The sequence below is a fragment of the Solihabitans fulvus genome (assembly GCF_008386585.1).
In the GTDB taxonomy this organism is placed as follows: Bacteria; Actinomycetota; Actinomycetes; order Mycobacteriales; family Pseudonocardiaceae; genus Solihabitans; species Solihabitans fulvus.
Genome location: NZ_VUOB01000020.1, coordinates 39,742 through 66,230 on the forward strand (window position 1 = coordinate 39,742; position 26,489 = coordinate 66,230).

The following is a 26,489-nucleotide window of genomic DNA, read 5'->3' on the forward strand; positions in this document are numbered from 1 at the left end:
CGGCGTCGGTCCGCGCTCGTTCGAAGGCAGCCTGACGGACGGCACGACAATGCCGTCAAGGTCGGAATCCTGCGTGTGGGTCATCTGTCCCAACTACCGACTTTGGTCGGGTCTTGGTCACGGTCTGGTGTCAGTGCGAACTCCGACTGACCGACGGTGTTTGTCCAGGCACTGGCCGCATCGCCCGCGCACAGTTCACGGCCCTCTGCGCCGGATGCCGGACACGCGCGTCGGGTCGGTCGTGTCCGCTGGTCCGCTTGGCGCAACGGGGACTAGCCCGCTGATCAGCCACTGTGGACAGATCTGGAGACCATTGTGGACAGCCGTGCCTCGGCGTGGCACGGTTGACAACGTGTCAGAGCTGAACGCGACCGCAGCCGCGCTGCTAGGGCTGCTGCACGACGGACCCAAGACCGGTGGACAGCTCGTGGCTGAGGCCGGAGAGCGCTTCGGCGCGTTCTTCAGCGTCACCCGCAGCCAGGTCTACCGCGAGCTGCCCGCGCTTGCCGAGGCCGGACTTCTCCGGCTCGGCAAACAAGGGCCGCGCTCCAGTCAGCAGTACGTGCTCACCGCGGCGGGAAAGAAGACGTTCAAGGCGTGGCTCACCACCGAGCCGGGCCCTGATCACCTGCGCAGCCCGCTGATCCTGCGACTGGTGCACGCCGGATCGCTCACCGGGAAGCAGCGCGCGACGATCGTCGACGCGGCCCGCGCGGTCTACACCGCCGAACAGGACGCGGCTCGTACCGCGGCCAAGACGGCGGAGGACCCGTACGCCAAGGCGGTCGCCGAGTTCGGTCTCGCCCACGCGAAGGCCGTGCTCAAGCTGCTCGACGCGATTCCTACCAACGGCTGACAAAGCCGCACACTGGCTGTCCGGGCGTTCGACGGCGAGAGGTCTGACGTAGTCTCTCGCCGTGAACCCGGACGTCGAAGCGGACCTCAACGAACTCTCCGCCACTCTCGGCAACATCGAGGCGGTGCTGGACCTGGACGGACTTCGTGCCCAGGTCGCCGAGCTTGAGGAACAGGCGGCCAAGCCGGACCTGTGGGACGACCAGGAGAAGGCGCAGCAGGTCACCAGCCAGCTCGCGCACCGACAGGGTGACCTGCGCCGGGTGACCGGACTGCGGTCGCGGCTCGACGACCTCGGGGTGCTCTACGAGCTCGCCGAGGACGAGGGCGACGCCGGCAGTCTCGCCGAGGCCGACACGGAACGCGGCAAGCTGCGTGCCGAGATCGCCTCGCTCGAGGTCAGGACCCTGCTCTCCGGCGAGTACGACGAGCGGGACGCGCTGATCACCGTGCGTGCCGAGGCCGGCGGGGTGGACGCGGCCGACTTCGCCGAGATGCTGCTGCGGATGTACTCGCGGTGGGCGGAGCGGCACGGCTACCCGGTCGACGTCTACGACACCTCCTACGCGGAAGAGGCTGGCATCAAGTCGGCCACCTTCCGGGTGAAGGCGCCCTACGCCTACGGCACGCTGTCGGTTGAGCAGGGCACGCACCGGCTGGTGCGCATCTCGCCGTTCGACAACCAGGGCCGTCGGCAGACCTCGTTCGCCGGCGTCGAGGTGGTGCCGGTCGTCGAGTCCGCCGACCACGTGGACATCGACGAGAAGGACCTGCGCGTCGACGTGTACCGCTCGTCGGGCCCCGGCGGCCAGGGCGTGAACACGACCGACTCGGCGGTGCGCCTCACACACATCCCGACCGGCATCGTCGTCTCCTGCCAGAACGAGCGCTCGCAGCTCCAGAACAAGGCGACCGCCATGGCCGTCCTCCAGGCCAAGCTGCTCGAGCGCAAGCGGCAGGAGGACCGCGAGAAGATGGACGCGCTCAAGGACAGCGGGTCGAGCTGGGGCAACCAGATGCGCAACTACGTGCTGCACCCGTACCAGATGGTCAAGGACCTGCGCACCGAGCACGAGGTCGGCAACCCGAGCGCGGTGCTCGACGGCGAGATCGACGACTTCATCGAGGCCGGCATCCGCTGGCGCCGACAGACCCAGAACTGATCGCAGGCGGGGCGGTCGAGGCGGCCGGCAGGACCCCCGGCGGACGCCATGACGCCCTGGTGAGACGTACGACACGCCGGGCCGTGTGAAGATTGTTCACACGGCCCGGTGGTCTCTCCTGGGCGCGGCGGGTGAGCCGTATCACCGCAGGTCAAGATCAATACAGTGGGCGTGACCCAGGCTTTACAGCGGTCACCGGTAGACTCGCCGCTCGTGATTCGGCTCGAACACGTGTCCAAGGTCTACAAGACCTCCACCCGCCCCGCGCTCGACGACGTCTCGGTCGAGCTTGACAAGGGCGAGTTCGTGTTCCTCATCGGCCCGTCGGGCTCGGGGAAGTCCACCTTCCTGCGCCTGCTGCTGCGTGAGGAGGTGCCGAGCAAGGGCCGCGTCTACGTGTCCAACTTCGACGTGGCCAAGATGGCCCGCCGCAGGGTCCCCCGCCTGCGTCAGTCCATCGGCTGCGTGTTCCAGGACTTCCGCCTGCTCTCGAACAAGACGGTCGCGGAGAACGTGGCCTTCGCGCTCGAGGTCATCGGCAAGCCGAGGAACACCATCCGCAAGGTGGTGCCCGAGGTGCTCCAGCTCGTCGGCCTCGACGGCAAGGCGGACCGGATGCCGCACGAGCTCTCCGGCGGTGAACAGCAGCGGGTCGCGATCGCCAGGGCGTTCGTGAACCGGCCGCTGGTGCTGCTCGCCGACGAGCCGACCGGAAACCTGGACCCGGACACCAGCCAGGACATCATGTTGCTGCTGGAGCGGATCAACCGCACCGGCACGACGGTGCTCATGGCGACGCACGACCACTCCATCGTCGACTCCATGCGGCGGCGAGTGGTCGAACTGCACCTCGGCAAGGTCATCCGCGACGACGCCAGGGGCGTCTACGGCGTCGGCCGCTGACCTTCGAGCTCCCCCCGAAACCGCCCCCGACCCCCAAGGAACGCCGACCCCGATGCGTGCCAGCTTCGTGTTCAGCGAGGTCATCACCGGCCTGCGCCGGAATGTCACGATGACCATCGCGATGATCCTCACGACCGCGATCTCGCTAGGTCTGCTCGGCGGTGGTCTGCTCGTCGTGCGGTTGATCGACAGAATGCAGACCGTCTACTACGACAAGACCTCGGTCTCGGTCTACATGACCAACGACATCAGCGCGAACGACAAGGACTGCTCGCAGCAGCTGTGCTCCTCGCTGTGGAACGCGCTGCGCAGCACCTCCGGCGTGGACACCGTGACCTTCGAGAACCGCGACAAGTCCTACGAGCGGTTCAAGGAGATGTTCGCGGCCCAGCCCGAGATGCTCAAGGTCGTCCGCCCGGAGGGGCTGCCGGCCTCGTTCCGGATCAAGCTGACCGACCCGCAGCGCTCGGACGTCATCGTCCAGGCGTTCACCGGCAAGGCCGGCGTGAAGGCCGTCGACGACGGGCGGCAGGTCCTCACCAAGCTGTTCGACCTGTTCGGCGGGGTGCGCAACGCGGCGTTCGTCATCGCGCTGTTGCAGGCGTTCGCCGCCCTGCTGCTGATCTCCAACACCATCCAAGTCTCGGCGTACACGAGACGGACGGAGGTGGGGATCATGCGTCTGGTCGGCGCGACCCGGTGGTACACGCAGTTGCCCTTCCTCATCGAGGCGGTGGTCGCCGGGCTGATCGGCGCCGTCCTCTCGGTCGGGTTGCTGCTCGGAGCCAAGACGTTCTTCCTGGACAAGATGCTCGACGCGCCAATCCAGGCCGGCATCGTGCCGCAACTGGGCAAGCTGGACGTCCTGATGGTGTCGCCGTGGCTGTTCCTGACCGCGATCGTGATCTCGGTGACGACGGGCTACGTGACGCTCCGGCTCTACGTTCGCCTGTGATAACCACTGGCCAGGTCACGTAAGGTCATCGACATGGCGAAGGAACAGGGCAGGAAGGTGATCGCGTCGAACCGCAAGGCTCGGCACGACTACACCATCCTCGACACCTACGAGGCCGGAGTGGCGCTCGTCGGCACCGAGGTGAAGAGTCTGCGCCTCGGGCGGGCCTCGCTCGTTGACGCCTTCGCCACCGTCGACGACGGCGAGGTGTGGCTCCGCAGCCTGCACATCGCGGAGTACGAGCTCGGCACCTGGACCAACCACGCGCCCCGGCGCAACCGCAAGCTGCTGCTGCACCGCGCGGAGATCGAGAAGCTGATCGGCAAGACCCGCGAGGGCGGCCTCAGCCTGGTGCCGCTGTCCATGTACTTCAAGGACGGCAAGGTCAAGGTGGAGTTGGCGCTGGCGAAGGGCAAGAAGTCCTACGACAAGCGGCAGACGTTGGCCAAACGGGACGCGGACCGCGAGATCACCAGGGCGGCCGGCCGCGCGGCCAAGGGCAGGCACTGATCCACCCGCTGCGCGAGGACCGGGACGTGCCGGGCTGGCTCGCCTCGCATGGCCTGCCCGGCCTGGTCGACCTGCACGTGCACTTCCTGCCCGACCGCGTGATGACCAAGCTGTGGGATTTCTTCGACGACGCGCTCACCCACTACGGGACGCACTGGCCGATCCGCTACCGGCTGCCGGAGGACGAGCGGCTGGCCACGCTGCGCGGGCTCGGCGTCGTCGCGTTCGCCCCGCTGGTGTACCCGCACAAGCCCGGCATGGCCGCCTGGCTGAACTCCTGGGCAGGGGACTTCGCGCGGCGCACCCCAGACGCCGTGCCGACCGCGACGTTCTACCCGGAGCCCGGGGCGGCCGACTACCTCGCCGAGGCGCTGTCCGCGGGGGCTCGCTGCGTGAAGGCGCACGTGCAGGTCGGCGGGTACGACCCGCGCGACCCGCTGCTCGAACCCGTGTGGGGCCTGCTCGCCGAGGCAGGCGTGCCGGCGGTCGTGCACTGCGGGAACGGCCCGGTCCCCGGCGCGCACACCGGCCTTGACGTGTTCGCCGAGGTCCTGGCCAGGCATCCCCGGCTGGTCGCGGTGCTCGCGCACGCCGGCATGCCGGACTACGCGGGCGCGCTCGACCTCGTCGCGCGCTACCCCAACGTGCACCTGGACACCACGATGGTCGGGGTGGCCTTCAGCGAGGCGATGGCCCCGCTGCCGGCCGACTGGGCGGGCCGGCTCGCCGACGTCGCCGACCGGGTCGTGCTCGGCTCGGACTACCCCAACATCCCCTACGACTACGTCGAGCAGCTGCGCGCGATCGCCGACTGGGCGTCGGCCGACGACCGGCTCGGCCCCGCGTTCCTGCGCGCCGTGCTCCACGACACACCAGCCAGGCTGCTCGGCCTGCCGCGCTGATGACATGAAGGGACCCTTCACGACACTGGGTGTCCTGAAGGGTCCCTTTGCGACACATCAGTTGCGGGCGAGGGCGCGTTCGCGGGGTGCGGGGACGGGCTCGGGTGCGGCGGTGGGCCTGGCCGCGACGGTCTTGGGCTCGACGGTCTTGGGCTCGACGGTCTTGGACCCGGCGGCCTTGGCCACGCGGACCGGGGCGGTCAGCAGGAGGCCGGCCAGCAGGGCGACGACCCAGGGCAGCGGGCCGGCGAAGAGCCCGGCCGATGCCGCCGGACCGAAGCCGCCGACCGTGAAGCCGAGCAGGCCCGCGGCCACCAGCACCGCGCCGGCGAGGACCCGGCCGAGGCCGCCGGGCGTGCCGGCCTGGGCAGGCTGCTCCGCCTCGAAGCGGGCGAACAGGCGCACCAGGCCGATCAGCACCACCAGCACCGCGGCGAGCCACAGCGGCGCGATCAGCCACCACGCCAGGCCGTCCGGGTTCGGCGTCCGGTAGCCGAGGCCGATCACCGTGATGCCGGTGATCACCGCGAGCGCCGACATGTGCCACAGGTAGACGGTCATCATCCTTGGCGCCATCGCCCGCAGCACCGCGGTCACCCTCGGCCGGGCCGCCCAGCGAAGCAGCGTCCGCCTGGCGAGCAGCGCGAGGCCGAGCTGGCCGCACGCGAGGCCGAGCAGGCAGATCGTCGGCGGGTTCATGTTGGACAGTGGCGCACCGGGCATCCCGATCATGCTGGTGGGGTAGGGACCGAACGCGACCAGCAGCGCGGTGGAACCGAAGCCGGCGACCGACAGCAGCGCCGCGCCCCGCCGGGTCAGCCGCTCGAACAGCCCGTCGGCGTAGCACAGGCCGAGCTGGTGCACGGCCAACCAGACGACCACCGCGTTGAGGTAGCCGGCCTGCTCGATCCAGTTGAACCGCAGCACGTCCACGCCGACCGCGACCAGGGCGAGCGCCGGCAGCACGGCCAGGCCGAACCTGCGGTGCGCCGCGACCGCGAGCGGCGTGCAGAGCACGGCGGCGAGGTAGACCACCAGGAACCACAACAACTGCGGCACGACCGCCGCCGCGAGGTGCACCGGCTGCTCGGGAACTCCCAGTGCCAGCAACAGATGCGGCAGCGGGATCCACACGGCGGCCAGCGGCAGCACCGGGATCGCCAGCCGGCGGACCCGCTTGGCCAGCCAGTGCGCGGGCTCGCCGCCGCGCTCCACATGCGACCGGTAGGACAGCGAGTTCGCGGCCCCGCCAGCGATGAACACCAGCGGCATCACCTGGCTGAGCCAGGTGATCACCCACCAGCCGGGGGTGGCGAGCGCGTTGCCGGCCTGAAGCTCGTTGCCCCGCACCGAGAACACCGGCATGAGGCAGTGCTGGAGCACGACGAGAGCAGTCGCCACCACCCTGATCAGGTCGATGAACGGATCGCGAACCCCTGTCCTGAGTCGCACTGTGCTGCCCCCTCGACGAGCTGGAATCTGTCGAGATGAGCTTGTCGCGCAACGGCCTCAGCCACAGCGGTGCCAGCCAGCGTCTTCCGCAGGGTGGCACCACCACGGCCTTGGTGGGGCTAGCCCCACCCCTGGTGATCTACCCCTGGTGAGCTAGCCAAGGTTGAGGAAGGCGAGCACCGCCCGAACCCTGCGGTGCTCCGAGGAGCTGGGTTCCAGGCCCAGCTTGGCGAAGATGTTGCCGACGTGCTTCTCCACCGCGCCGTCGGACACCACCAGCGACTTCGCGATCGCCGTGTTCGCCATGCCCTGGGCCATCAGCGCCAGCACCTCCCGCTCGCGCTGGGTGAGCGCGTCGACCGGGTTGCGCCTGCTGCGGGCCATCAGCTGGCTGATCACCTCGTGGTCGATCGAGGTGCCGCCCGCGGCGACCCTGCGGACCGCATCAACGAACTCAGCGACGTCGGCCACCCGCTCCTTGAGCAGGTAGCCGACGCCGCTGGCGCCTCCGGCGAGCAACTCGACCGCGTATCTCTCCTCGACGTACTGGGACAACACCAGCACCGGGAAGTTGGGTATCCGTTTCCTGGCCTCGATCGAGGCACGTAAGCCCTCGTCGGTGAACGTCGGCGGCATCCGCACGTCCACCACGGCCAGATCGGGTCGATGCTCGGCGATCGCGTCGAGCAGGCTGTCGCCGTCCTCGACGGCCGCCACCGTCTCGATGCCCTCGTCGGCGAGCAGCCGCTGCACCCCGGCGCGCAACAGGACCGAGTCCTCGGCGATCACCACACGCACGGCAGCTCCGCGCGGATCACGGTAGGCCCGCCGAGCGGGCTCAGCACAACTAGCACGCCGTCAATAGTGGCAGCCCGGTCCGCGAGGCCGGCGAGCCCACCGCCCGGTTTCGCGCTCGCGCCGCCCTGGCCGTCGTCGGTGACCTCCACGATCACCTTGTCCTCGACCCTGCGGACTGTCACCTCGGCGCGGGTGGCGCCCGAGTACTTGGCGACGTTGGTGAGCGCCTCGCCGACCGTGAAGTAGGCGGTGCTCTCCACCGCGGCCGGCGGGCGCGGCTCGACCTCGACCGTGACCTCAACTGGGATGGGGCACTTGGCGGCCAGCGAGGACAGCGCCGCGTCGAGGCCCCGGTCGCCAAGCACCGACGGGTAGATCCCCCTGGCCAGGTCGCGGAGTTCGGCGATGGCGAGCTTGGCGTCGGCGTGCGCCTCGTTGATCAGCGCGCGGGCCGCCTCCGGCTCGGCCTCCAGCTTCGCCCTGGCGCGGCCGAGGCCCATCGCCACGGCGACGAGCCGCTGCTGCGCGCCGTCGTGCAGGTCGCGCTCGATCCGGCGGCGCTCCGCCTCGGCCGCGTCCACGCCGCGCGCCCTGCTGGCCTGGAGGCGCTCCGCGCGCGCCGACAGCAGGCTGGCCCTGGTCGGGCCGAGCAGGGACTCGGCGAACAGGCCGTGCGCGAGGCCGAGGCCGCGGATCAGGCCTCTTGGCAGCCTGGCGAGCGCGACGCCGACCACCGGGATCAGGATGGCGACCAGCGTGAGCAGCCACAGCGCCACGGTGAAGACGAACTCGATGATGCCGACCGGGAACAGCAGCACCAGGTAGAGCACGTCGCGCCAGGTCGCGGAGTCCGTGGTGCGGGCCCACCAGCGGCGGACCAGCGTGTCGTCAGGGATGGGGAGGTAGGGGGACGGGATGAGCACCCCGACGGCCCGCGCGCGGCGGCGCTCCAGCTCGGCGGCGCGGCGCGCGGTCAGCAGCGCGAAGGCGAAGATTGGCAGGCCGACCCAGACGACCGCGGTGCCCACGCCGACCACGAGCAGCAGGACGGTCAGGACGAACCAGACGATGCCGAGAGGCAGGCCGGGCAGCAGGCAGGCGGTCGCCACCAGAGCGTTGGGGGCCTGTCTGGCCTCCGTCGTCGAGCTGGTCATGGTCTCCTGCCTCGGTTCACCGGATGAGGTGAGCAGCGTCCCGCGTCGGCCCAGGTCAGCGCCATGCGGTTGGCAAGCGTCCCGGGGGTAGGGCCAGCCCTACCTTCGCCGGGTGCCAGCGTAATGGGAGTGATCGCCGGGGTCGGAGGCGTTATGATGGGTGGGTCAGGCTCCACCAACTATGGGGGTGAACGGTTTCGACTCTGGACGTTGAGTCAGGGGAAGCGTGCAGGTGCAGGCGAGAGACCACCTTAAGCGTCATCGCAAACCAATAAGCGCCAAGACTACGAGTCAGCGCGACGTCGCCCTCGCTGCCTAAGCGAGTGCGTGTCTGTCGGTCCGGGAGCGCCTCCGTCCCGGTCACCGGCATCAGCTAGGAGGCTTACCAGCAGACCCGGCCGCGGAGTCTGTTCGGGAAACCCACAGCGGCTGGGCCCGTCACACCGGACTTGTTCGCGTGACTGGTGGGGCCGAGTAGAGACATAGCGAACTGCGCACGGAGAAGTCCTGGTAATACGGCAGAGGACCCGGGTTCGATTCCCGGCACCTCCACTCGGGCGAGCCGTGTCCGCGTACTGCGCGGACCGGCTCGCTTCGGATTATGTTGGGGGCCGAGCCCCCCATGCCCCCCCACGGTGCGAGCTCCTCGGGTTCCAGCCTGGTTGCGTTGGGCTTTGACCAGCGCGCTCGCGCCTTCGGCGCTCACAGGTCGTCCTCGTCCAAGGCCAGGGTTCGAACCGGGTGTCGAGCGAGATGGTCACGCTCCACCTGCTGCTCCAGCCTCGTGGGCCTCGCGGGTGCTGACGGTGTCTGCGATGGTGATCCACGACACTATGTGGGCGCGTTCCCGGTGCCGGTGTGAACCGCTCTTCGGGACTTGCCACCGGCGGGCTGATAAACGGTGAATTGCGGGCCGGGAAATTATGCATGACATTGCTGTTTGAGTACGGGTCGTTACTCGTTGTGTTTGGTGTGGTGTGCTGCGGAATTGGCTGGCGTGGCTGTGACCTGCGACGTAGGGTCTACGGCTAGACAGCTGGCTCGCGCGCGGGGGAATTTCGGCGCGCGACCTGGCGTTGTCAGGGGTTGCTGGTAGACAAATGCCGAAGTTCTTCCAGCCCTCGGTCATGAGAGTTCGCCGCTCGACGACGTCGTCGGGTTCCGCGCATTTCCCCGCACCACAGACCCGCCCTAACACCTAAGGACGCCGTCACAATGAGTACCACCTCCGAGCCGGTAGTCACCGGCACGTCCGACGCGACCGGGGCCCTTGCCGACGCCCCCGGGCCGGACCCACGCCGCTGGTTGGCCCTGGGGGTCATCGCGGTCGCGCAGCTCATGGTGGTGCTCGACGCCTCCATCGTGAACATCGCGCTGCCCTCGGCTCAGCACGCGCTGAACATCTCCGACGCCGACCGCCAGTGGGTCGTCACGGCCTACACGCTGGCCTTCGGCGGGCTGCTGCTGCTCGGCGGCCGCATCGCCGACTACGTGGGCCGCAAGCGCATCTTCGTGATCGGCCTGATCGGCTTCGCCCTCGCCTCGGCGCTCGGCGGCGCCGCGCAGGACGCGACGATGCTGTTCGCCTCCCGCGCGCTCCAGGGCGCGTTCGCGGCGCTGTTGGCTCCGGCCGCTCTGTCGCTGATCACCGTGACCTTCACCGAACCGCGCGAGCGGGCTCGGGCGTTCGGCGTGTACGGCGCGATCGCCGGCGGTGGCGCCGCCATCGGCCTCATTCTCGGCGGCGTGCTGACCGAGTACGCCAGCTGGCGCTGGTGCCTGCTGGTGAACGTGCCCATCGCGGTCCTCGCCGCCTTCGCCGCGCTGCGCGTGGTCAAGGAGAGCAAGGCCTCCGGCAACACCAAGTACGACGTGCCGGGCGCGGTGCTCGTGACGGCCGGTCTCGTCGCAATCGTCTACGGGTTCACCGAGGCCGCGAAGCCGGGTGTCGGCTGGACCGCCGGCAGCACCTTGACGCTGCTCATCGTCGGCGTGCTGCTGCTCGCCGCGTTCGTCGTGGTCGAGGCCCGCACCGAGAACCCGCTGCTGCCGCTGCGCATCGTGCTCGACCGCAACCGGGGCGGCGTGTTCCTCGCCTCGCTGCTGATCGGCGCCGGCCTGTTCGCGATGTTCCTGTTCCTCGCCTTCTACTTCCAGGCGAACCTGGGCTACAGCCCGCTGAAGTCGGGCTTCGCGTTCCTGCCCTTCAGCGGCGGCATCATCGTGACCGCTGGCGTCGTGTCCAACCTGCTGCCGCGCACTGGCCCGAAGCCGCTGATGCTCATCGGCGGCGTGCTGGCCACGGCAGGCCTGCTCTACTTGGTGACGCTGGAGCAGGACAGCAGCTGGCTGGTGCACGTGCTGCCCTCCGAGCTGATGATGAGCATCGGCATGGGCATGATCTTCGTGCCGCTGTCGAGCCTGGCGCTGCACGGCGTCTCGCCGCACGACGCCGGCGTGGCCAGCGCGATGCTGAACACCTCCCAGCAGGTCGGCGGCGCGCTCGGCACGGCGCTGCTCAACACGCTGTACGCGAGCGCCGTCACGTCCTACATCGCGGCCAACGCCACCGGCCCGCAGGACATCCCGGGGCTGATGCCGTTCGCGGCCATCCACGGCTACCACCGGGCGTTCCTGGTTGGCGGCATCTTCCTCGGTGCGGCGTTGATCGCTCTCGCGATCTTCGTGACGGCCAAGAAGTCCGACGTCAACAAGCCGGAGGGCGCCTCGCACGCCATGGCGTGATCCGCCGTCGCGCGGATATCGCCAGATAGGCACTGCCCGTCGTCGGAAGGCGAGCGCTCACCGTGAGCGCTCGCCTTCCGGCGTTTCGTGGGCCGGTCCCGTCGCGTCGGAGCGGCCGGCAAATGGCGTGATCGGCGTCACGGCGGCTGGATAGCCTCGCGGCATGAGCGTTGTGCGCGACGTCGTCGAGTCCGTGGTGGCGGAGACCGGGTTCACTGGGGTGGTCCGGGTGGACCGCGCCGGCGAGGTCGAGTTCGCCGGCGCGTACGGGCTGGCCGACCGCCGGCACGGGATCGCGAACCGGCTCGACACCCGGTTCGCGATCGCCAGCGGCACCAAGGGGCTCACCGCGCTGACGGTGGTCAGCCTCATCGAGCAGGGTCTGCTCGGTCTGGACACCCGGGCGCGTGCTGTTTTGGGCGACGATCTGCCGCTGATCGGCGCTGAGGTCACCGTCGAACACCTGCTGGCGCACCGGTCCGGCATCGGCGACTACACCGACGAGGACGCCGGTCACGCGATCACCGACCACGTGCTGCCGGTGTCCGTCCACCGGCTCGACTCGGCCGAGGGATACTTGGCGGTCCTCGACGGCCATCCCGCCAAGTTCCCCGCCGGCGAGCGGTTCGGCTACCGGAATGCGGGCCAGTGCTCCGCCCTTCAGGACGGGGGTGTAGGCCCGCGCTGGGAGGGCCGCCAGGGCTCGACCAGTGCCCTGAATCGATCGTGTTAGCCTTTGCTGGTGCGGGGCGAAGGGTGATTCCGGAAGCCTCGAAATCGTCACGGCGGACGCAGCGTGACTTGTCGCCGCAGGGCTTGCGGAGACGTGAAACGCCCGTGGAGACCAGGTAAGACCGAGTAGTCGGGCACAGGTCGATGAAGCGGGAACCCGCCGAGGTGACCTGGCAGCGCACAGTTCCCACCGCCAGGCGCGGTAGGAATCCTCGTCGTTCAACGGTGAGGAGGAGGTCAATGCAACGGCGGCTGCGCGGTGCTTGCGGTGCTCGCCGCGCGGGTCGGCGGCGCGCCGTTCCACCGGCTCGTGCGCGAGCGCGTGTGCGGGCCCGCCGGCATGGCGGACACCGAGTTCCTGCGGTCCGACGAGCTGCCCGGCCGCGCGGCGACGTGCCCGAGGAGTCGCGGCGCTACGGCCTCGGGTTCTGGCTGCACGAGTCGACGGACACGGTGTTGCTGGAGGGCTACGACGCCGGTGTCTCGTTCCGCAGCGCGCACGATCCCAGGTCGGGTCGCACCAGCACGGTCATCTCGAACACCTCGACCGGCGCGTGGCCGATGGCTCGGGCCCTGGGGTTCTGGAGGGTCAGGGGCAGGGGGTTAGCAGCCTGACACGTGTGCGCGGCCGGCCAGGAGTTCGCGGACTACCTCGGCCTCCGAGGTGTTCAGCTCGGTGAAGATCGTGAGCGCCTGCTCCCAGTGCTCGCGGGCGGCGGCGGGACGGCCGGTGTCCTGCTCGACGTGCGCGATGCCGTCGAGCGCGCGTCCCTCCTCGTGCCGGAAGTGCGCCCGGCGGGCCAGTTCCAGCGCGGCCCGGTGCCGGCTGGACGCCTCGGCGAGGTCGCCCGCGACGCGGTGGGTGCGGCCGAGGTCGTTGAGCACCTCGGTCTCGCCGCCCTGGTCGCCGATCTCCCGGTACAGGTCCAGCGCCTGCTGGTGGGACGCCAGCGCCTCGGCCAGCTCGCCGAGGTGCCGCCGGATCACCGCGATGAAGTTGATGGAGCTGGCCTCGCCCCTGCGGTCGCCGACCTCCCGCATCAACGCGAGCGACTGGCTGTGCTGCGCCAGCGCCTCGTCGTACCGGCCCTCGTCCTGGGCCAAGCTGCCCAGCCCGCTGCGCACGGCCGCCTGGCCGCGCCGGTCGCCGAGCTCCTGCCACATCTCCAGGCCGCGCAGGTAGTACTCGCGGGCGCGGTCGTTGCTACCGAGCTTCCACCACGCGATGCCGAGGTTCCCCAGCGTCAACGCCTGGCCGCGCCGGTCGCGCAGCTGCTGGTAGATCGCCAGCGACGCCTCGTAGCTCTCCCGCATCTCGTTGTGCCGGCCAAGCGGCTCGAACACGATGCCCAGGTTGTTGCGCGTCCTGGCCTCGCCGACGAGGTTGCCGGCCTTGCGGTAGAGCGGCAGCGCCGCCTCGTTGTGCTCCAACGCCTCCTCGTACCGGCCGGCGTGCCAGTGCGCCACCGCGAGGTTCGACAGCATCCGCGCCTCGCCGTGCGGGTCGCCGAGCGCCCGCGCGGCCGCCAGCCCGATCTGGTGGGTGTTCATCCAGTCGTTGACGTGGCCCCGGATGTAGAGGAACCGCCACAGCACGTCCGCGAGCTGCCAGGCGTGCACCGGCGAGCCGTGTTCGGCCGCGTACCCGATCGCCGTGACGAGGTTCGCACGTTCGGTCTCCAGCCAGCCGACGGCGTCCGCGTAGTCGCCGATGGGCGGCACGGCCGACGGCGGCGTGCCGATGGCCAGCGGGGTGTGGTGCTGGCCGGGCTGGATGGTGTCGGCGGCCACGGCGGCGGTGTGCAGGTAGTAGTCGAGCAGCCGGTCGACGGCGGCGCGGCGCTCGTCGGTCGGCTCGTTGTCGTGCGCGGCCTGGCGCGTGTAGGCGCGGACCAGGTCGTGGAATCGGTAGCGGTCCAGCGCGCGCTGCTGGAGCAGGTGCATGTCGAGGAGCTCCTCCAGCAGCTCCTCGGCCTCCGCCCGGCCTGCGCCGATGATGGCCGCGGCGGCGGTGGTGTCGATGTCGGCGCCGGGCAGCAGGGCGAGCAGCTGGAACTGGTGTCGCTGCCGTTCGGTCAGCTGCTGGTAGGACAGGGCGAGCGCGGCGCCGACGCCCCGGTCCCCGGTGTGCAGCTCGGCGAACCGGCGCTGCTCGTCGTGCAGCCGCCCGGCCAGGTAGCCGACCGTCCAGGTGGGCCGGTGCCGCAGCCTGGCCGCGGCGATCCGCACCGCGAGCGGCAGGTACCCGCACAGCCGCACGACGTCCTGCACGGCCTCGGGTTCGGCGGCGCTGCGCGCGTCGTTGACGACCTGCGCGAACAGCGAGGCCGCGTCGGAGGCCGGCAGCACGTCGATGGACAGCGCGTAGCTGTCGTCGATGCCGACCAGCCTGCGCCGGCTGGTGATCAGGGTGAGCGAGGTGCCGCTGCCCGGCAGCAGCGGCAGGACCTGCGCGGCGCTCGCCGCGTTGTCCAGTACGATCACGGCCCGCCGCCTGGCCAGCTCGGCCCGCCACAGCGCGGCGCGGTCGGCGGTCGACTTGGGGATCCGGTCCGCGTCGACGCCGAGGGCACGCAGCAGCGCGTCCAGCGCGGCGTCCGGTTCGAGGGCCTGCTGGCCGATGGTGTGCGCGTGCAGGTCGATGAACAGCTGCGCGTCGGGGTAACGGTCGGCGAGTCGGTGCGCGACGTGCACGGCCAGCGCCGTCTTGCCGATGCCGGCCATGCCGTCGATGGCCTCGATCACCACGGTGGTGTTGACGTCGTCCAGGTCGGTCGGCAGGGCCTCGAGCAGGTGTTGCAGCTCGGTCTCGCGGCCGGTGAAGTCGCCGAGGTCGCGGGGCAGGTCACGGCGGACCTCGGCGGCGGCCTCCCGCCGGGCCGGCGCGGGGCCGGCGGCGAGCGCGAGCGCGGGGTCGTTGCGCAGGATCTGCTGGTGCAGCTGCTGGAGTTCGGGGCCGGGGTCGGCGCCCAGCTCGTCGGCGAGGCGCCTGCGCGCCTGCTCGTAGCTCTCCAGCGCGGCGGCAGGCTGGCCGGAGCGGTACTGGGCGAGCATCAGCTGGGCGCGCAGCCGCTCCCTGGTCGGGTGGTCGGCCAGCAGCGGCCGCAGCTCGCTGATCGCCTCCGTGTGCAGGCCGAGGGCCAGTTTCGCCTCGATCAGCTCCTCGACGGCGTCGGTGCGCAGCTCGTCGAGCCGCATCCGGTGCTGGTGGGCAAGGCGGTCGATGATGTCGGCGAGCGCGGGGCCCCGCCACAGGGCCAGCGCCTCGGTGAGGCCGGCGTGCGCGGCGCGCGCGTCGCCGGCCCGCAGCGTGGCGCGGGCGGCGACCGTCGAGCGCTCGAACACGACGGTGTCGAGCTGGTCGGGGTCGATCCGCAGGAGATAGCCGGGGCCGCTGCGCTCGATCAGGTCCCGGTTGGCCTGCGTGGTCTCGGCGAGCTGGCCGCGCAGGCGGTAGATCAGCGAGTGCACCGCGGACACCGCGTTGACCGGCGGTTCCTCGCCCCACAGCAGCCACGCCAGCCGCTCGACCGGCAGCAGACGGTTGGCTTCCAGCAGCAGCGCGGCCAGCGCGGTCTGCCCCCGCGTGCCGGTGATCCGCACCGGCGTGTCGCCGTCGCGCACCTCCAGCGGCCCGAGCAGGCGGAAGGTCAGGCCCATGGCGGCCGTCAACGGACGGTCGCGGTGCGACCAGTGGGTAGGTGAGTGTTCGTCACGGCGCGCGCAGGAGTGGCCACGGCATGCAGATTACCGATGGGCAGGAATGCGCGCGTCTGCCTGTTGGCGGTGGTCAGGCCGGACGCTTGTCCCGAAGCAGGCGGGAGAGCGTGGCCACGCCGCGCGAGCAGCTGGACTTCACGGTGCCGATCCCGACGCCCATCACGTCGGCCGCCTCGCGTTCGCTGAGATCGGCGTAGTACCGCAGCACGATCGCCTCGCACTGCCGGCGGGGCAGGGCGGCCAGGGCGTCGCGCAGGACCGCGCGGTTCAGCACGGTGTCCGTCTGGTCCTGCTCGCGGCCCTGCGTGGTGAGCAGGTGCTGGTACCGCTGCGCCACCTGCTGCCGGCGCAGCACCGATCTGGCCTGGTTGATCACGCAGACCCGCAGGTAGGCGGGCATGGAGGCGCCGACGCGCAGCGTCCTGCGCCGCCGGAACACCTGGACGAACGCGCTGTGCACGGCGTCCTCGGCGGCGTTGTGCTCCCAGACCCATCTGGTGGCCAGCCGCACCAGCGCCGGGTACTGCGTGCGGTACAGCTCGGTGAGATCTCGCTCGACGTCGCCCACATCTGGTTCTTGTCCCGGGAGGTCGGGACCGTTCTTGGGAGTTCTCAGGCCGCGATGTCCTGGCGGATGACCTGGGCGATGTTGCGCTCGGCGAGCGCGGTGATCGTGACGAACGGGTTCACGCCGATGGAGCCGGGGATCAGCGACCCGTCCGTCACGTACAGGTTGCGCGCGCCGGTCACCCTGCCGTACCCGTCGGTGGCCTTGCCGAGCACGCAGCCGCCGAGCGGGTGGTAGCAAAAGTCGTCGGCGAACGCCCTGGTGTCGCCGAACAGGTCGTACCGGTAGATCGTGCCGTTCGCGTGATTGATCCGGTCGAGCAGCGACTTGGCCGCCGCGACGGACACCTGGTTCTGCTCGCGCGTCCAGCGCAGCCCCATGGTGTCGGTGGCCCGGTCGTAGACGAACGTGCCGCGCTCCGGGCTCTTGGTGATCGCCAGGTACAGGCTCACCCAGGTCTCGATGCCGGACGGGATGGGCGCGATCTCCGCGAAGACCGGGGTGGTCGGGTTGTTCCAGTCGTCGATCGCCATCGTCGGGATGGACGACTGGAGCATGCCGGTGGGGTTCCAGAGGTGGTTGGCGCGGGCCGTCATGATGTTGCCGTTGGGACCCCAGCCGTTGCCGATCTCGTCGGAGAGCGCGGGCAGCGCGCCGGTGTCCCGCGCGCGCAGCAGCAGCTCGGTGGTGCCGAGGCTGCCCGCGCCGAGGAACAGGTGGCGGCAGCCGATCTCCTTGGTGGCGAGCAGGTTTCCTGCGGTGTCGATCTGCTCGACGGTGAGCAGGTAGGTGCCGTCCGGCTGCTGCGCGATCGTCCTGACCCGGTGCAGGGTCTGGATGGTGACATTGCCGGTGCTGAGCGCGGCCGGCAGGTAGGTGCGGTCGAGGCTGCGCTTGCCGTAGTTGTTTCCGTAGATCACCTCGGCGTTGAGCGCGGACTTCGGCGCCTGTCCGCTCTCTTCCATTGCCATGTAACCGAAGTCGTAGACGTTGGGGACGAAGGCGGTGCCGAGGCCCGCGTTGGCGGCCTGGGCGCGCGACACCCTGGCGAACTGGTAGTAGTCGCTGTTCTCGAAGTAGTCGCGGGGGATCGTCGACACGCCGAGCATGCTGTTGGCCAGCGGGTAGTACCGGTTGTACATCTCGTCGGCGTCGACGGTCGGCAGCACCTGCTCGAAGTAGGAGCGGAGCGGGGTCACCGCCATGCCGCCGTTGACCAGCGAGCCGCCGCCGACCCCCCGGCCGACGTAGACCGACATCTCGGCGAAGTGCACGCGGTCCAGTACGCCGGCGTAGGACTCGATGTCCCGGTTCACCACGTCGAGCCACAGGAAGGTGCCGAGCGGCGCCTCGGTCCTGGTGCGGAACCAGGTGGAGCGCCGGTCGGGGTTGATCATCCGGCAGAAGACCTTGCCGTCCGGGCCCGGCTGGTTCCACAGCTGGCCCATTTCCAGCATCAGCGTGCTGATCCCGGCCTCGCCGAGGCGGAGTGCGGTGACCGAGGAGCCGTAGCCGGTGCCGACCACGACGGCCGGCACGAACGTCGGCCCGGCCGTCGTGGTGGCCTCCGCGGTCGCGGCCGTGGCGGAGATGGCGGTCAGTCCCGCGGTGGCGGCCAGCTGCATGGCGGCGAGCCCGACGAACTGGCGGCGGGAGATGTGAGAGTTAGTCATATCCTTGCATCGTGGCCCTGTCGAGGGCCGCTGACAAGCGAGTGATTCGGTTCAGTGGCAAGGAAAATCTCTGATCAGGTGAACGGCGCTTCGTGGTTGTTCGAACTGCCTTGCCTTACCGGCCTCCAGCCCAACCAAGCGCACGTTTGGGCACGGGTCAGCCCGCTGCGGCCCGCTGGCGGCGCAGCTCCAGGTACTCCCTGATCACCATCACGATGATCGCGATGTCGATGGCGGCGAAGATGGGCAGCGCGATCGAGTTCGTGTGCACCGCGCGAACCAGCTCGTAGACCACGAACGCGCCGAGCACCACGACGGCGACCGGGTACGCCGGCATGATCTTGCGCAATAGGGCGATCACCAACAGGATCTTGATCACCGCGTGCAGCAGCAGGTAGGTGATGGCGAACGTTCGCGAGCTGCCGTCGGCGAAGTTGTGCGCCGCCTCCTGGAGGTGCTTGGACAGCGTGCCGGCCGGGTCGCCGAGCAGGTCCCTGGTGACGATGCTGTTGGCCAGCCCGGTGATCACCCTCGGCGGCAGGAATATCAGCACGACGCCGAGCACGAGTTGGATCAGGCCGTCCAACCCCTTGATCGCGACGGCCACCCGAAACAGCTTGTCCGTGGTCGTCAGCTTCTCGCTCGACTCGGTCATGGCTCTTTCTACCGCAGCTCAGCCGCGTGCACCGCAGTTCGCCGAACATCCGCCGCGGCGAGTCACCCGGGGTGCTCCGGCCAGGAGTGCTTGGGGTAGCGGCCCCGCAGCTCCGCCCTGACCTGCGGATAGCCGGTGCGCCAGAAGGACGCCAGGTCGCCGGTCACCGCGGCGGGCCGGCCGGCGGGGGAGAGCAGGTGCAGCACCAGCGGCACCCGGCCGTCGGCGATCCTCGGCGTGTCGGTCCAGCCGAACGCCTGCTGCACCCGCACTGGCAGCACCGGCTCGTCGGCGGAGTAGTCCACCCGGAGCTGGCCGCCGGACGGCACGGCGACCCGGTCGGGCGCCAGCTCGTCCAGCCGCGTCGCCGCGGGCCACGGCAGCAGCCCACGCAGCGCCTGCCCCGCCTCGATCCGTTCGAGGTCGGCCCGCCGCCGCGCGCCGGACAGCGGACCGGCCAGCCAGGTGTCCACGTCGGCGAGCAGTGACTCGTCGTCCACCGGAGGCCACGGCGCGCCGAACACCCGGTGCAGGAACGCCATCCGCTGCCGCAGCCGCGCCGCGTCGGTGCTCCAGCGCAGCAGGCCGATCCCCTCGGCGCGCAGGCCGGCGACCAGCGCCGCGCGCACGGCCGTCGAGTCCGGTGTGGACAGTCGCCGCTCGCTCAACGTGATCGCGCCGAGCCTGCGCACCCGGTTGGCCGTCACGTCCCCGCCCGACCAGCGCACCTCGTCCACCGTGGACAGCAGCGGCTCGGCCACCCGAACGGCCAGCCGCTCGTCGGCCCTTGCGGCCAACCGGATCCGCCCGTGGCTGCGGCCGGGCTCCCGGTCCGCCACGGCGACGGCGAGCCACTCCGCGTCGCCGAGCCCACTGCCCGGCGGCAGCTCCGCCGCCGTGCCGCCTGCCATCAGATACACCGGCGAACCGGCCGCCCGACGCCTGGCCAGCCGCTCGGGATGCGCCAGCGCCACGACCAGCGCGGGATCGGCTGCGCCGGAACCCGATCCGTCGACCAGCGCGGCGAGCCGGCGCGACTCCCGCTGCCACCGGCGGGTCGCGTCGGTGCCGGCCGAACGCAGCCGGCCCAGCTCCACGTCCAGCGCGGTGCCCGAGGCGAGCCCGTCGTCGTCCAGCAGCGCGACCACCTCGGCCGCGGCCCGCGCGCCGACCTCGGCCGCGCCGTCCAGCAGCGCCCTGGCCAGCCGGGGATGCAGGCCGAGCGCCGACATCCTGCGGCCGCGCTCGGTGACCCGCTCGTCCCGGTCCAGCGCGCCCAACGCCGACAGCACCGCGCGCCCCGCCCGCAGCGCCCCGGCGGGCGGCGCGTCCCACCAGCCGAGCCCGTCGCCGTCCGGCGTGCCCCAGCAGGCGAGTTCCAGCGCGAGCCTGGTCAGGTCGGCGGTGCGGATCTCGGGTTCCGGGTAGCGCGGCAGCGTGCTCTGCTCGTGCTCCGGCCAGCACCGGTACACCCGCCCGGCGGCCTCGCGCCCGGCCCGGCCCGCGCGCTGCTCAGCCACCGCGGCCGACACCCGCACGGTGACCAGCCCGGCCAACCCCCTGCGGTGGTCGACCCTGGACACCCTGGCGAGCCCGGCGTCGACGACCGCGCGGACCCCTGGCACGGTCAGGCTGGACTCGGCGACGGCGGTGGACAGCACGACCCGCCGCCGGGCGCCCTCGCGCAGCGCCGCGTCCTGCGCCGAGGCGGCCAGCCTGCCGTGCAGGGGCAGCACGTCCACGCCTTCGAGGCCGGCGAGCAGCGAGCCGACCCGACGGATCTCCCCGGCGCCTGGGAGAAACGCCAACACGTCACCGTCCACTTCGGACAGTGCGAGACGGATCGCGCGCGCCACGCACGCCTCGGCCCGCTCGCCGCGCACCGGCGGCACGTACCGGACGTCGACCGGAAAGGTGCGGGTGTGCGCGCGCAGCACCGGCGCGTCCTCGAGCAGGTCGGCCAGCCGCTCGGCCGCCACGGTCGCCGAGGTGGCCAGCAGCCGCAGGTCCGGCCGGAGCCCGGCGCGCGCGTCCAGCAGCAGCGCGAGCAGCAGGTCCGCGTCGAGGTGCCGCTCGTGGCACTCGTCCAGCAGCACGGTCCCCACCCCGGCGAGTTCGGGGTCGGTCTGCAACCGGCGCACCAGCAGCCCGGAGGTGACCACCTCGACGCGGGTGGCCGCCGAGGTCTTCCGGTCGCCGCGCACCGCGTAGCCGACGGTCCGCCCGACGGGCTCGCCGAGCAGCGCCGCCATCCTGGCCGCCGCGGCCCGCGCGGCGAGCCGCCTCGGCTCGGCGACGATCACCTTGCCCGCGTCGGCGGCGGCGATGGCGAGCGGCACGAGCGTCGTCTTGCCGGTGCCCGGCGGCGCGACCAGCACGGCGGTGCCGTGCGCCCGCAGCGCCGCGACGACGTCGTCGAGCACCGCACGCACCGGGAGGTCGGGGAGGTCCGCTGGCAGCCGCACGATGGGTCAGTCTGCCCGGGTCGCAGGCGCGCGACGTGCGAGGCTGGGATCCGTGGTTGATCCGCTGCGCGATCCCGATGACCCGGAACTGCTCGACCCGCACCAGGAACGCGACCTGGCCGGTCTGGTCGAGGCGGCGCGGGTGGCCTCCGGCGCGGTGCGGTACGGGAAGGTCGGCCGCGTCGGCTGCGCCACGGTGGTGGTCAACCGCGACAACCCGCTGCCGACCGGCAACCACGCGTGCGCGCTCTACGGCTCGTCCGCCGAGGTCGCCGGCACGCTGCTGAGGCTCGAACGGACCTTCGCCGACATCGGCCGCGCCGAGGCCGTCGTGTTCGCCTCGCCGACCACTGTCGCGGAGATCGAGGGGATCGCCGACGACGCCGGGTGGCACGCGATCGAGGAGTCCGTCGTGGTCGTGCACCGGGGTGGGACTGTCGACGTGTCCGAGGTCACGGTTCGGCCGGCGCGGGACGAGGACCTGCCCGGGGTCGCCGCGTTGTTGGCCGACGAGCTCGGGCTGCCGATGGAGGGCACCGGGCGGCTGGTGCGGCATCTCGGCCAGCGCCTCGACGACCCGAGGTGTGTGTTGCTGGTCACTGACGACCCCGACCCTGGAGCGCGCCGGCTGCTCGGCTTCGCGGCCGGTTTCACCGAGCGCGGCGTCGGGCTGGTCGAGCAGCTGGTGGTGCGGCCGGCCAGACGCCGAAGGGGCCTTGGCGGCGCGTTGGCGGCCCGCGCGGTCGCGACGCTGCGGTCGGCGGGCGCGCTGCTGGTGGCCGCGCAGGTCGAGGAGGGCGGGGCCGGGGACCGGTTCGCGGAGGCGTGCGGGTTCGTGACGGGCTACCCCGTGACGGCCTACGTCCGCAGGGTGGATGAGCTGCTGGATTGAGATTTCACCCGATTGGGTTTATATCCTTAGCGCAGCTAAGTGCGCCGAGGAGGCAACCCGTCGTGGAGACCGTAGAGAACCGCCCACGACTGCCCAACGAGGTGTGGGTCCTGGTCGCCGCGAGCTTCATCATCGCGATCGGGTTCGGCATCGTCGCGCCCGTGCTGCCCAACTTCGCGGCCAGCTTCAACGTCGGCAACACCGCCGCCTCGCTCGTGGTCAGCGCGTTCGCCTTCGTGCGGCTCGCCTTCGCGCCGGTCAGCGGCCGGCTGGTCGCCCGCCTCGGCGAACCCCCGGTGTACCTGGTCGGCATCCTCATCGTCGCCATCGGCACCGGCGCGTGCGGCTTCGCCACCGGCTACTGGCAGCTGCTGCTGTTCCGCTCGCTCGCCGGCGTCGGCTCCACCATGTTCACGGTGTCCGCCGTCGGCCTGCTCATCCGGCTCACCCCGCCCGAGCTGCGCGCCCGCGCGTCCGGCGTGTGGGCCACCAGCTTCCTGCTCGGCAACATCGCCGGCCCGATCCTCGGCGGCGCGCTGGTCGGCCTCTCGCTGCGCGCGCCCTTCGAGATCTACGCCGTCGCGCTGGTCATCGCCGTCCTGGTGGCCTGGCTGTTCCTGCGCCGGTCCACCCTCGCCACCGAGATCCAGCACAGCGAACAGCCCGCCATCACCGTCGGCGAGGCGCTGCGCACCGGCGCCTACCGGGCCGCGCTCGCGTCCAGCTTCGCCAACGGCTGGGCCGTGTACGGCGTGCGGATCTCGCTGATCCCGCTGTTCGTCAGCCAGGCGCTGCACCAGGGCCCCGGGGTGGCCGGGCTGTCCCTGTCGGTGTTCGCCGGCGGCAACGCGGCCGTGCTGCTCATCTCCGGCAGGCTCGCCGACTCGCTCGGCCGCCGCCCGCTGGCGCTCGCCGGCCTCGGCGTCGCCGCCGTCGGCACCGTCTGGATCGGGTTCACCACCTCGGAACCGACCTTCCTGGCCGCCTCGCTGGTCGCCGGGATCGGGGCCGGCCTGCTCAACCCGGCGCAGACCGCCGTGGTCGCCGACGTCGTCGGAGCCAAGGGGCGCGGCGGACCCGTGCTCGCCGCGTTCCAGATGGCCGCCGACCTCGGCGCGATCATCGGCCCGCTCGCCGCTGGCCTGCTCGCCGACCGGATCTCCTACCAGGCGGCCTTCGCCGTGACCGGCTCCATGGCGGTGCTCGCGCTGCTCGTCTGGCTCCCCGCGCCGGAGACCAGGCCGGAGCGCGAGCCGGAGACCAAACCGGAGCGCGAGCCAGAACCCGCCACCCCCGTGTTGGATTCCTCACCCCGATCGGGGACATGACCCCTGGTCAGGTGCGTGGCTCTCAGCGTCCACTCAGCAACCCTCGGTACGCTCCCGGACGTGGCTCGACCTTCGGCCAAGTGGCCTGACGTTGTCGGCATCCTGGTGCGCCTCGGTCTCGCGGCGGTCTGGTTGATCTCCGGTGGCGTCAAGGCCGCCAACCCCAACCAGAGCTATCTGGCGGTGCAGGCCTACGACGTGTTGCCGGCCGGCATGGTCGGCTTCGTGGCGGCGGCGCTGCCGTTCGTCGAACTGGCACTGGGCGTGCTGCTCCTGGTGGGCTTCGGCACCCGGCTGGTCGCCGTGCTGTCGGCGGTGCTGCTGCTGGCCTTCATCGCCGGCGTGGCGCAGTCGTGGGCCCGAGGGTTGGCGATCGACTGCGGCTGCTTCGGCGGCGGCGGGCAGGTCGCCTCGGGTGCCACCCAGTACCCGCAGGAGATCGCGCGGGACATCGGCTTCCTGGTGCTCGCCGGGTGGCTGATCGTCCGGCCGAGGACACTGCTGTCCCTCGACGGCCTGCTCGGCATCGGGCGGCGCGACGAGGAGCCCGGGGGCGACCCGGTCGGCGAAACCGGCTGAGTCGAATCACTGGAACGAGGCCGGCGACGCCGGCGGAGTGCGTGGGAGGACCTGAGAAGTGGGCGGCGCCGAGCGCAACGCGCGGAAGAAGAAGCAGCAGAGCCAGGCACAGGCGGCGCGGGCCGTCGCGGCGGCTCGCGGCACCAACGCCGACCGGAACCGGATGGTCATCGGCGCGGTCGTGATCGTGGTGCTCGCCGCCGCCGTGATCGGTGGCGTGCTCATCAGCAACTCCAGGTCGGACAGCCAGGCCTCGGGGTCGATCCCGGCCAAGACCGTCAACGTGAACTATCCGGTGCAGCGCCAAGACGCCGTCGTGGTGGCCGGCAAGGACAGCGCCAAGGTCACGGTCGACGTGTACGAGGACTTCATCTGCCCCGGCTGCGGCGCGTTCGAGAAGAACAACGCCGACAACATCGAGAAGCAGCTCGAGGCCGGCACCCTCAAGGTGCGCTACAACATGCTGCCGATGCTCAACCGGATGTCCTCGCCGCCTGGGTACTCCCAGCGCGCCGCCAACGCCGGCCTGTGCGCGGCGGACGCGAGCAAGTTCCCGCAGTACCACGCGAGCCTCTACGCGGCCCGGCCCGAGGAGGGCAGCAGCGGCTACACCGCGGACCAGTTGGTGCAGCTTGGCAAGGACCTCGGCATCACCGACTCGAAGTTCGAGTCGTGCGTGCGCGGCAACACCTACGACCCCATCACCACCAAGCACCTCGAGGACACCACCGGCAACCCCAAGTTGCAGCAGGAAAGCGGCGGCCAGAAGGGCTTCTTCACGCCGACCGTGGTGTCCGGCGACGCGATCCAGGACACCAGCGACCCGCAGTGGCTGGACAACCTGATCAAGAAGGCCAACTAGGGCTGACGGCGTTTTCGCCGCGATCAAAGGGTTCTCAGCTCGGGGTGGCTCACTCCAGTCCGGGAATCGGCGGCTCGCCAGCAGACCATCTGGCGAGCCGCCGAGCCTTTCCGGTCTCCGTCCGAGGTACCCCGCCCTGGCCAAGAACCCTGACCACGCAACCGATGCCGAGCCGTTCGCGCAGGGCGTGGTCGAGATCGCGGGCCAGCGCGGCCGTGTCGACGGTGTCGGAGAACGGCTCGACGGCCACCCGGAGTTCGGCGCGCGCCGACACGCGGCGGTCCTCGACCACCAGGTAGTGCGGGCTGACCCTGGGGTCGGCGAGCAGCACCGCCTCGATCTCGGTCGGGAAGACGTTGACGCCGCGCACCACCAGCATGTCGTCCCTGCGGCCGAGCAGCTTGCTCATCCGGCGCAGCGTGCGCGCCGAGCCGTCGGCCGGGCCGGCCAACGTGGCGATGTCGCCCGTCCGGTAGCGCAGCAGCGGCATGCCCGTCTTGGTCAGCGTGCTGAACACCAGCTCGCCGGGTGTGCCGTCCGGCACCGGAAGTCCAGCCGGGTCAACGGCTTCCACGTAGAAGTGGTCCTCGGCGACGTTGAGCATGCCGCCGGAGTCCAGAGACTCGCAGGCCACGCCGGGTCCGATCACCTCGGACAGCCCGTAGATGTCCAACGCCCGCAGCCCGAGCGACCGCTCGATCTGGTCGCGCATCTGCGCGGTCCACGGCTCCGCGCCGAACACGCCGACCCGCAGGCCAAGGTCCGCCGGGTCGACACCCGCCGCGTGCATGGCCTCGCCGAGGTGGATGGCGTAGGAGGGCGTGCAGCACAGCACGTCCGGCCGCAGGTCCTGGATGAGCCGCAGCTGGCGGTCGGTCATCCCGCCGGAGGAGGGCACCACGGTCGCGCCGAGCCGCATCCCGCCGTGGTGGATGCCGAGCCCGCCGGTGAACAGGCCGTAGCCGTAGGCGTTGTGCACCGTGCTCCGCCGGGTGGCGCCCGCGCCGCCGAGGGCGCGGGCCATCACCTGGGCCCACACGTCGACGTCGTGCGCGGTGTACGGGATCAGCGTGGGCCGCCCGCCGGTGCCGGAGGAGCCGTGCACGCACACGATCGCGTCCGCAGGTGCCGCGCGCAACCCGTCCGGGTAGTGGTCCCACAGGTCCTGCTTGGTGACCATCGGCAGCCGGTGCAGGTCGTCCAGCCCGACGTCCTCAGCGCCCGTGACACCGGCGTCCCGCAGCCGAGCGGCCTGGAGCCCGTCCGCGGCGAGCAGCCGGGACACCAGCCCCCGCAACCGCCGCTCCTGCGTCTGTCTGCGAAGCGCGGGCGCGACCCCCTCGGCCTCGGGGTCGACCAGCGGTGCGGCGGTTGGCTCGGCGTGCACGGTCACGCAGTGGGTCTAGCAGGTACGACCGGTCGGCGGAAGCCCTGCCGCACCCCCCGATTTTTGATCGGAGCGGGCGGTGTTGTACGGTATGTAGGCACGCGAACGAGGGCTTACCCCCGGAAGCGTGCGAATAGCACGGGGCTGTGGCGCAGCTGGTAGCGCATCACACTGGCAGTGTGAGGGTCAGG

General features: G+C 71.1%; 22 protein-coding genes, 1 other RNA gene and 1 pseudogene. 15 read left to right on the forward strand and 9 right to left on the reverse strand.

What is annotated here, in order from left to right; translation table 11 throughout:
- The first annotated feature begins 352 nt into the window (after positions 1–352).
- The 6 genes from F0L68_RS11420 (at position 353) to F0L68_RS11445 (ending at position 5,288) form a co-directional block, all read left to right on the forward strand.
- Positions 353–856 (forward strand): PadR family transcriptional regulator, encoded by a 504-nt coding sequence (locus F0L68_RS11420; RefSeq protein ID WP_149849491.1) that lies wholly within the window; start codon positions 353–355, stop codon positions 854–856.
- 61 nt (positions 857–917) lie between these two features.
- The gene (gene prfB, locus F0L68_RS11425; RefSeq protein ID WP_149849492.1) at positions 918–2,018 is read left to right on the forward strand and encodes a peptide chain release factor 2; all 1,101 of its coding nucleotides are present in this window, start codon (positions 918–920) and stop codon (positions 2,016–2,018) included.
- 213 nt (positions 2,019–2,231) lie between these two features.
- Positions 2,232–2,921: a cell division ATP-binding protein FtsE gene (ftsE, locus tag F0L68_RS11430; RefSeq protein WP_149849493.1), complete on the forward strand. Its 690-nt coding sequence runs from the start codon at positions 2,232–2,234 to the stop codon at positions 2,919–2,921.
- Positions 2,922–2,973: 52 nt separating this feature from the next.
- Positions 2,974–3,876 carry a permease-like cell division protein FtsX gene (ftsX, locus tag F0L68_RS11435; RefSeq protein WP_149849494.1) on the forward strand — a complete coding sequence of 301 codons (903 nt, stop codon included), beginning with the start codon at positions 2,974–2,976 and terminating at the stop codon, positions 3,874–3,876.
- A 33-nt stretch (positions 3,877–3,909) separates the two neighbouring features.
- Entirely contained in the window at positions 3,910–4,386 is a 477-nt protein-coding gene (smpB, locus tag F0L68_RS11440; RefSeq protein WP_149849495.1) for an SsrA-binding protein SmpB, read from the forward strand.
- Entirely contained in the window at positions 4,383–5,288 is a 906-nt protein-coding gene (locus F0L68_RS11445) for an amidohydrolase family protein (RefSeq protein WP_438672273.1), read from the forward strand. Before smpB ends, F0L68_RS11445 begins: the two co-directional genes overlap by 4 nt.
- A gap of 57 nt (positions 5,289–5,345) precedes the next feature.
- Here the strand turns inward: F0L68_RS11445 and F0L68_RS11450 are convergent, their stop codons facing one another.
- The 3 genes from F0L68_RS11450 to F0L68_RS11460 all read right to left on the reverse strand — a co-directional run bounded on the left by F0L68_RS11450 (position 5,346) and on the right by F0L68_RS11460 (position 8,692).
- Complete coding sequence (locus F0L68_RS11450) at positions 5,346–6,740, reverse strand: acyltransferase family protein (protein WP_149849496.1); 1,395 nt, start codon at positions 6,738–6,740, stop codon at positions 5,346–5,348.
- A gap of 153 nt (positions 6,741–6,893) precedes the next feature.
- Positions 6,894–7,538 carry a response regulator transcription factor gene (locus F0L68_RS11455; RefSeq protein ID WP_188316514.1) on the reverse strand — a complete coding sequence of 215 codons (645 nt, stop codon included), beginning with the start codon at positions 7,536–7,538 and terminating at the stop codon, positions 6,894–6,896.
- Positions 7,526–8,692 (reverse strand): sensor histidine kinase, encoded by a 1,167-nt coding sequence (locus F0L68_RS11460; RefSeq protein ID WP_149849497.1) that lies wholly within the window; start codon positions 8,690–8,692, stop codon positions 7,526–7,528. The genes F0L68_RS11455 and F0L68_RS11460 overlap by 13 nt, the downstream gene beginning before the upstream one ends.
- A gap of 183 nt (positions 8,693–8,875) precedes the next feature.
- Here F0L68_RS11460 and ssrA point away from each other — a divergent pair.
- The 5 genes and pseudogenes from ssrA (at position 8,876) to F0L68_RS43480 (ending at position 12,784) form a co-directional block, all read left to right on the forward strand.
- Positions 8,876–9,247, forward strand: a transfer-messenger RNA (tmRNA) gene (ssrA, locus tag F0L68_RS11465).
- A 660-nt stretch (positions 9,248–9,907) separates the two neighbouring features.
- On the forward strand, positions 9,908–11,437 hold the full coding sequence (locus F0L68_RS11470) for an MFS transporter (protein WP_149849498.1): 1,530 nt from the start codon (positions 9,908–9,910) through the stop codon (positions 11,435–11,437).
- A gap of 163 nt (positions 11,438–11,600) precedes the next feature.
- The gene (locus F0L68_RS11475; protein WP_149849499.1) at positions 11,601–12,170 is read left to right on the forward strand and encodes a serine hydrolase domain-containing protein; all 570 of its coding nucleotides are present in this window, start codon (positions 11,601–11,603) and stop codon (positions 12,168–12,170) included.
- 267 nt (positions 12,171–12,437) lie between these two features.
- Positions 12,438–12,530, forward strand: a pseudogene (locus tag F0L68_RS44870) (hypothetical protein); the annotation flags it as partial.
- 32 nt (positions 12,531–12,562) lie between these two features.
- Positions 12,563–12,784: a hypothetical protein gene (locus F0L68_RS43480; RefSeq protein ID WP_223198709.1), complete on the forward strand. Its 222-nt coding sequence runs from the start codon at positions 12,563–12,565 to the stop codon at positions 12,782–12,784.
- Here F0L68_RS43480 and F0L68_RS11485 read toward each other — a convergent pair.
- The 5 genes from F0L68_RS11485 to hrpB form a co-directional block, all read right to left on the reverse strand.
- Positions 12,773–15,841 (reverse strand): AfsR/SARP family transcriptional regulator, encoded by a 3,069-nt coding sequence (locus tag F0L68_RS11485; RefSeq protein WP_149849500.1) that lies wholly within the window; start codon positions 15,839–15,841, stop codon positions 12,773–12,775. The two genes, F0L68_RS43480 and F0L68_RS11485, sit on opposite strands and share 12 nt — an antisense overlap.
- Positions 15,842–15,959: 118 nt before the next feature.
- The gene (locus F0L68_RS11490) at positions 15,960–16,457 is read right to left on the reverse strand and encodes a sigma-70 family RNA polymerase sigma factor (RefSeq protein ID WP_149849501.1); all 498 of its coding nucleotides are present in this window, start codon (positions 16,455–16,457) and stop codon (positions 15,960–15,962) included.
- 44 nt (positions 16,458–16,501) lie between these two features.
- Positions 16,502–18,130: a GMC oxidoreductase gene (locus tag F0L68_RS11495; protein WP_149849502.1), complete on the reverse strand. Its 1,629-nt coding sequence runs from the start codon at positions 18,128–18,130 to the stop codon at positions 16,502–16,504.
- Between the two features lie 157 nt (positions 18,131–18,287).
- Positions 18,288–18,785: a DUF2127 domain-containing protein gene (locus tag F0L68_RS11500; RefSeq protein WP_149849503.1), complete on the reverse strand. Its 498-nt coding sequence runs from the start codon at positions 18,783–18,785 to the stop codon at positions 18,288–18,290.
- 62 nt (positions 18,786–18,847) lie between these two features.
- Complete coding sequence (hrpB, locus tag F0L68_RS11505; RefSeq protein ID WP_149849504.1) at positions 18,848–21,250, reverse strand: ATP-dependent helicase HrpB; 2,403 nt, start codon at positions 21,248–21,250, stop codon at positions 18,848–18,850.
- Between the two features lie 52 nt (positions 21,251–21,302).
- Between hrpB and F0L68_RS11510 the strand changes: the two genes are divergently transcribed.
- The 4 genes from F0L68_RS11510 (at position 21,303) to F0L68_RS11525 (ending at position 24,911) form a co-directional block, all read left to right on the forward strand.
- On the forward strand, positions 21,303–22,142 hold the full coding sequence (locus tag F0L68_RS11510; RefSeq protein WP_223198703.1) for a GNAT family N-acetyltransferase: 840 nt from the start codon (positions 21,303–21,305) through the stop codon (positions 22,140–22,142).
- A gap of 62 nt (positions 22,143–22,204) precedes the next feature.
- A complete protein-coding gene (locus tag F0L68_RS11515; protein ID WP_149849506.1) occupies positions 22,205–23,470 on the forward strand; it encodes an MFS transporter in 1,266 nt (421 codons plus the stop codon).
- Between the two features lie 60 nt (positions 23,471–23,530).
- On the forward strand, positions 23,531–24,049 hold the full coding sequence (locus tag F0L68_RS11520; protein WP_149849507.1) for a MauE/DoxX family redox-associated membrane protein: 519 nt from the start codon (positions 23,531–23,533) through the stop codon (positions 24,047–24,049).
- 58 nt (positions 24,050–24,107) lie between these two features.
- Entirely contained in the window at positions 24,108–24,911 is an 804-nt protein-coding gene (locus F0L68_RS11525) for a DsbA family protein (RefSeq protein ID WP_149849508.1), read from the forward strand.
- 49 nt (positions 24,912–24,960) lie between these two features.
- Here F0L68_RS11525 and F0L68_RS11530 read toward each other — a convergent pair whose 3' ends face one another.
- Positions 24,961–26,304, reverse strand: coding sequence for a phenylacetate--CoA ligase family protein (locus tag F0L68_RS11530; RefSeq protein ID WP_223198704.1), 1,344 nt, complete (start codon positions 26,302–26,304; stop codon positions 24,961–24,963).
- Positions 26,305–26,489 lie beyond the last annotated feature (185 nt).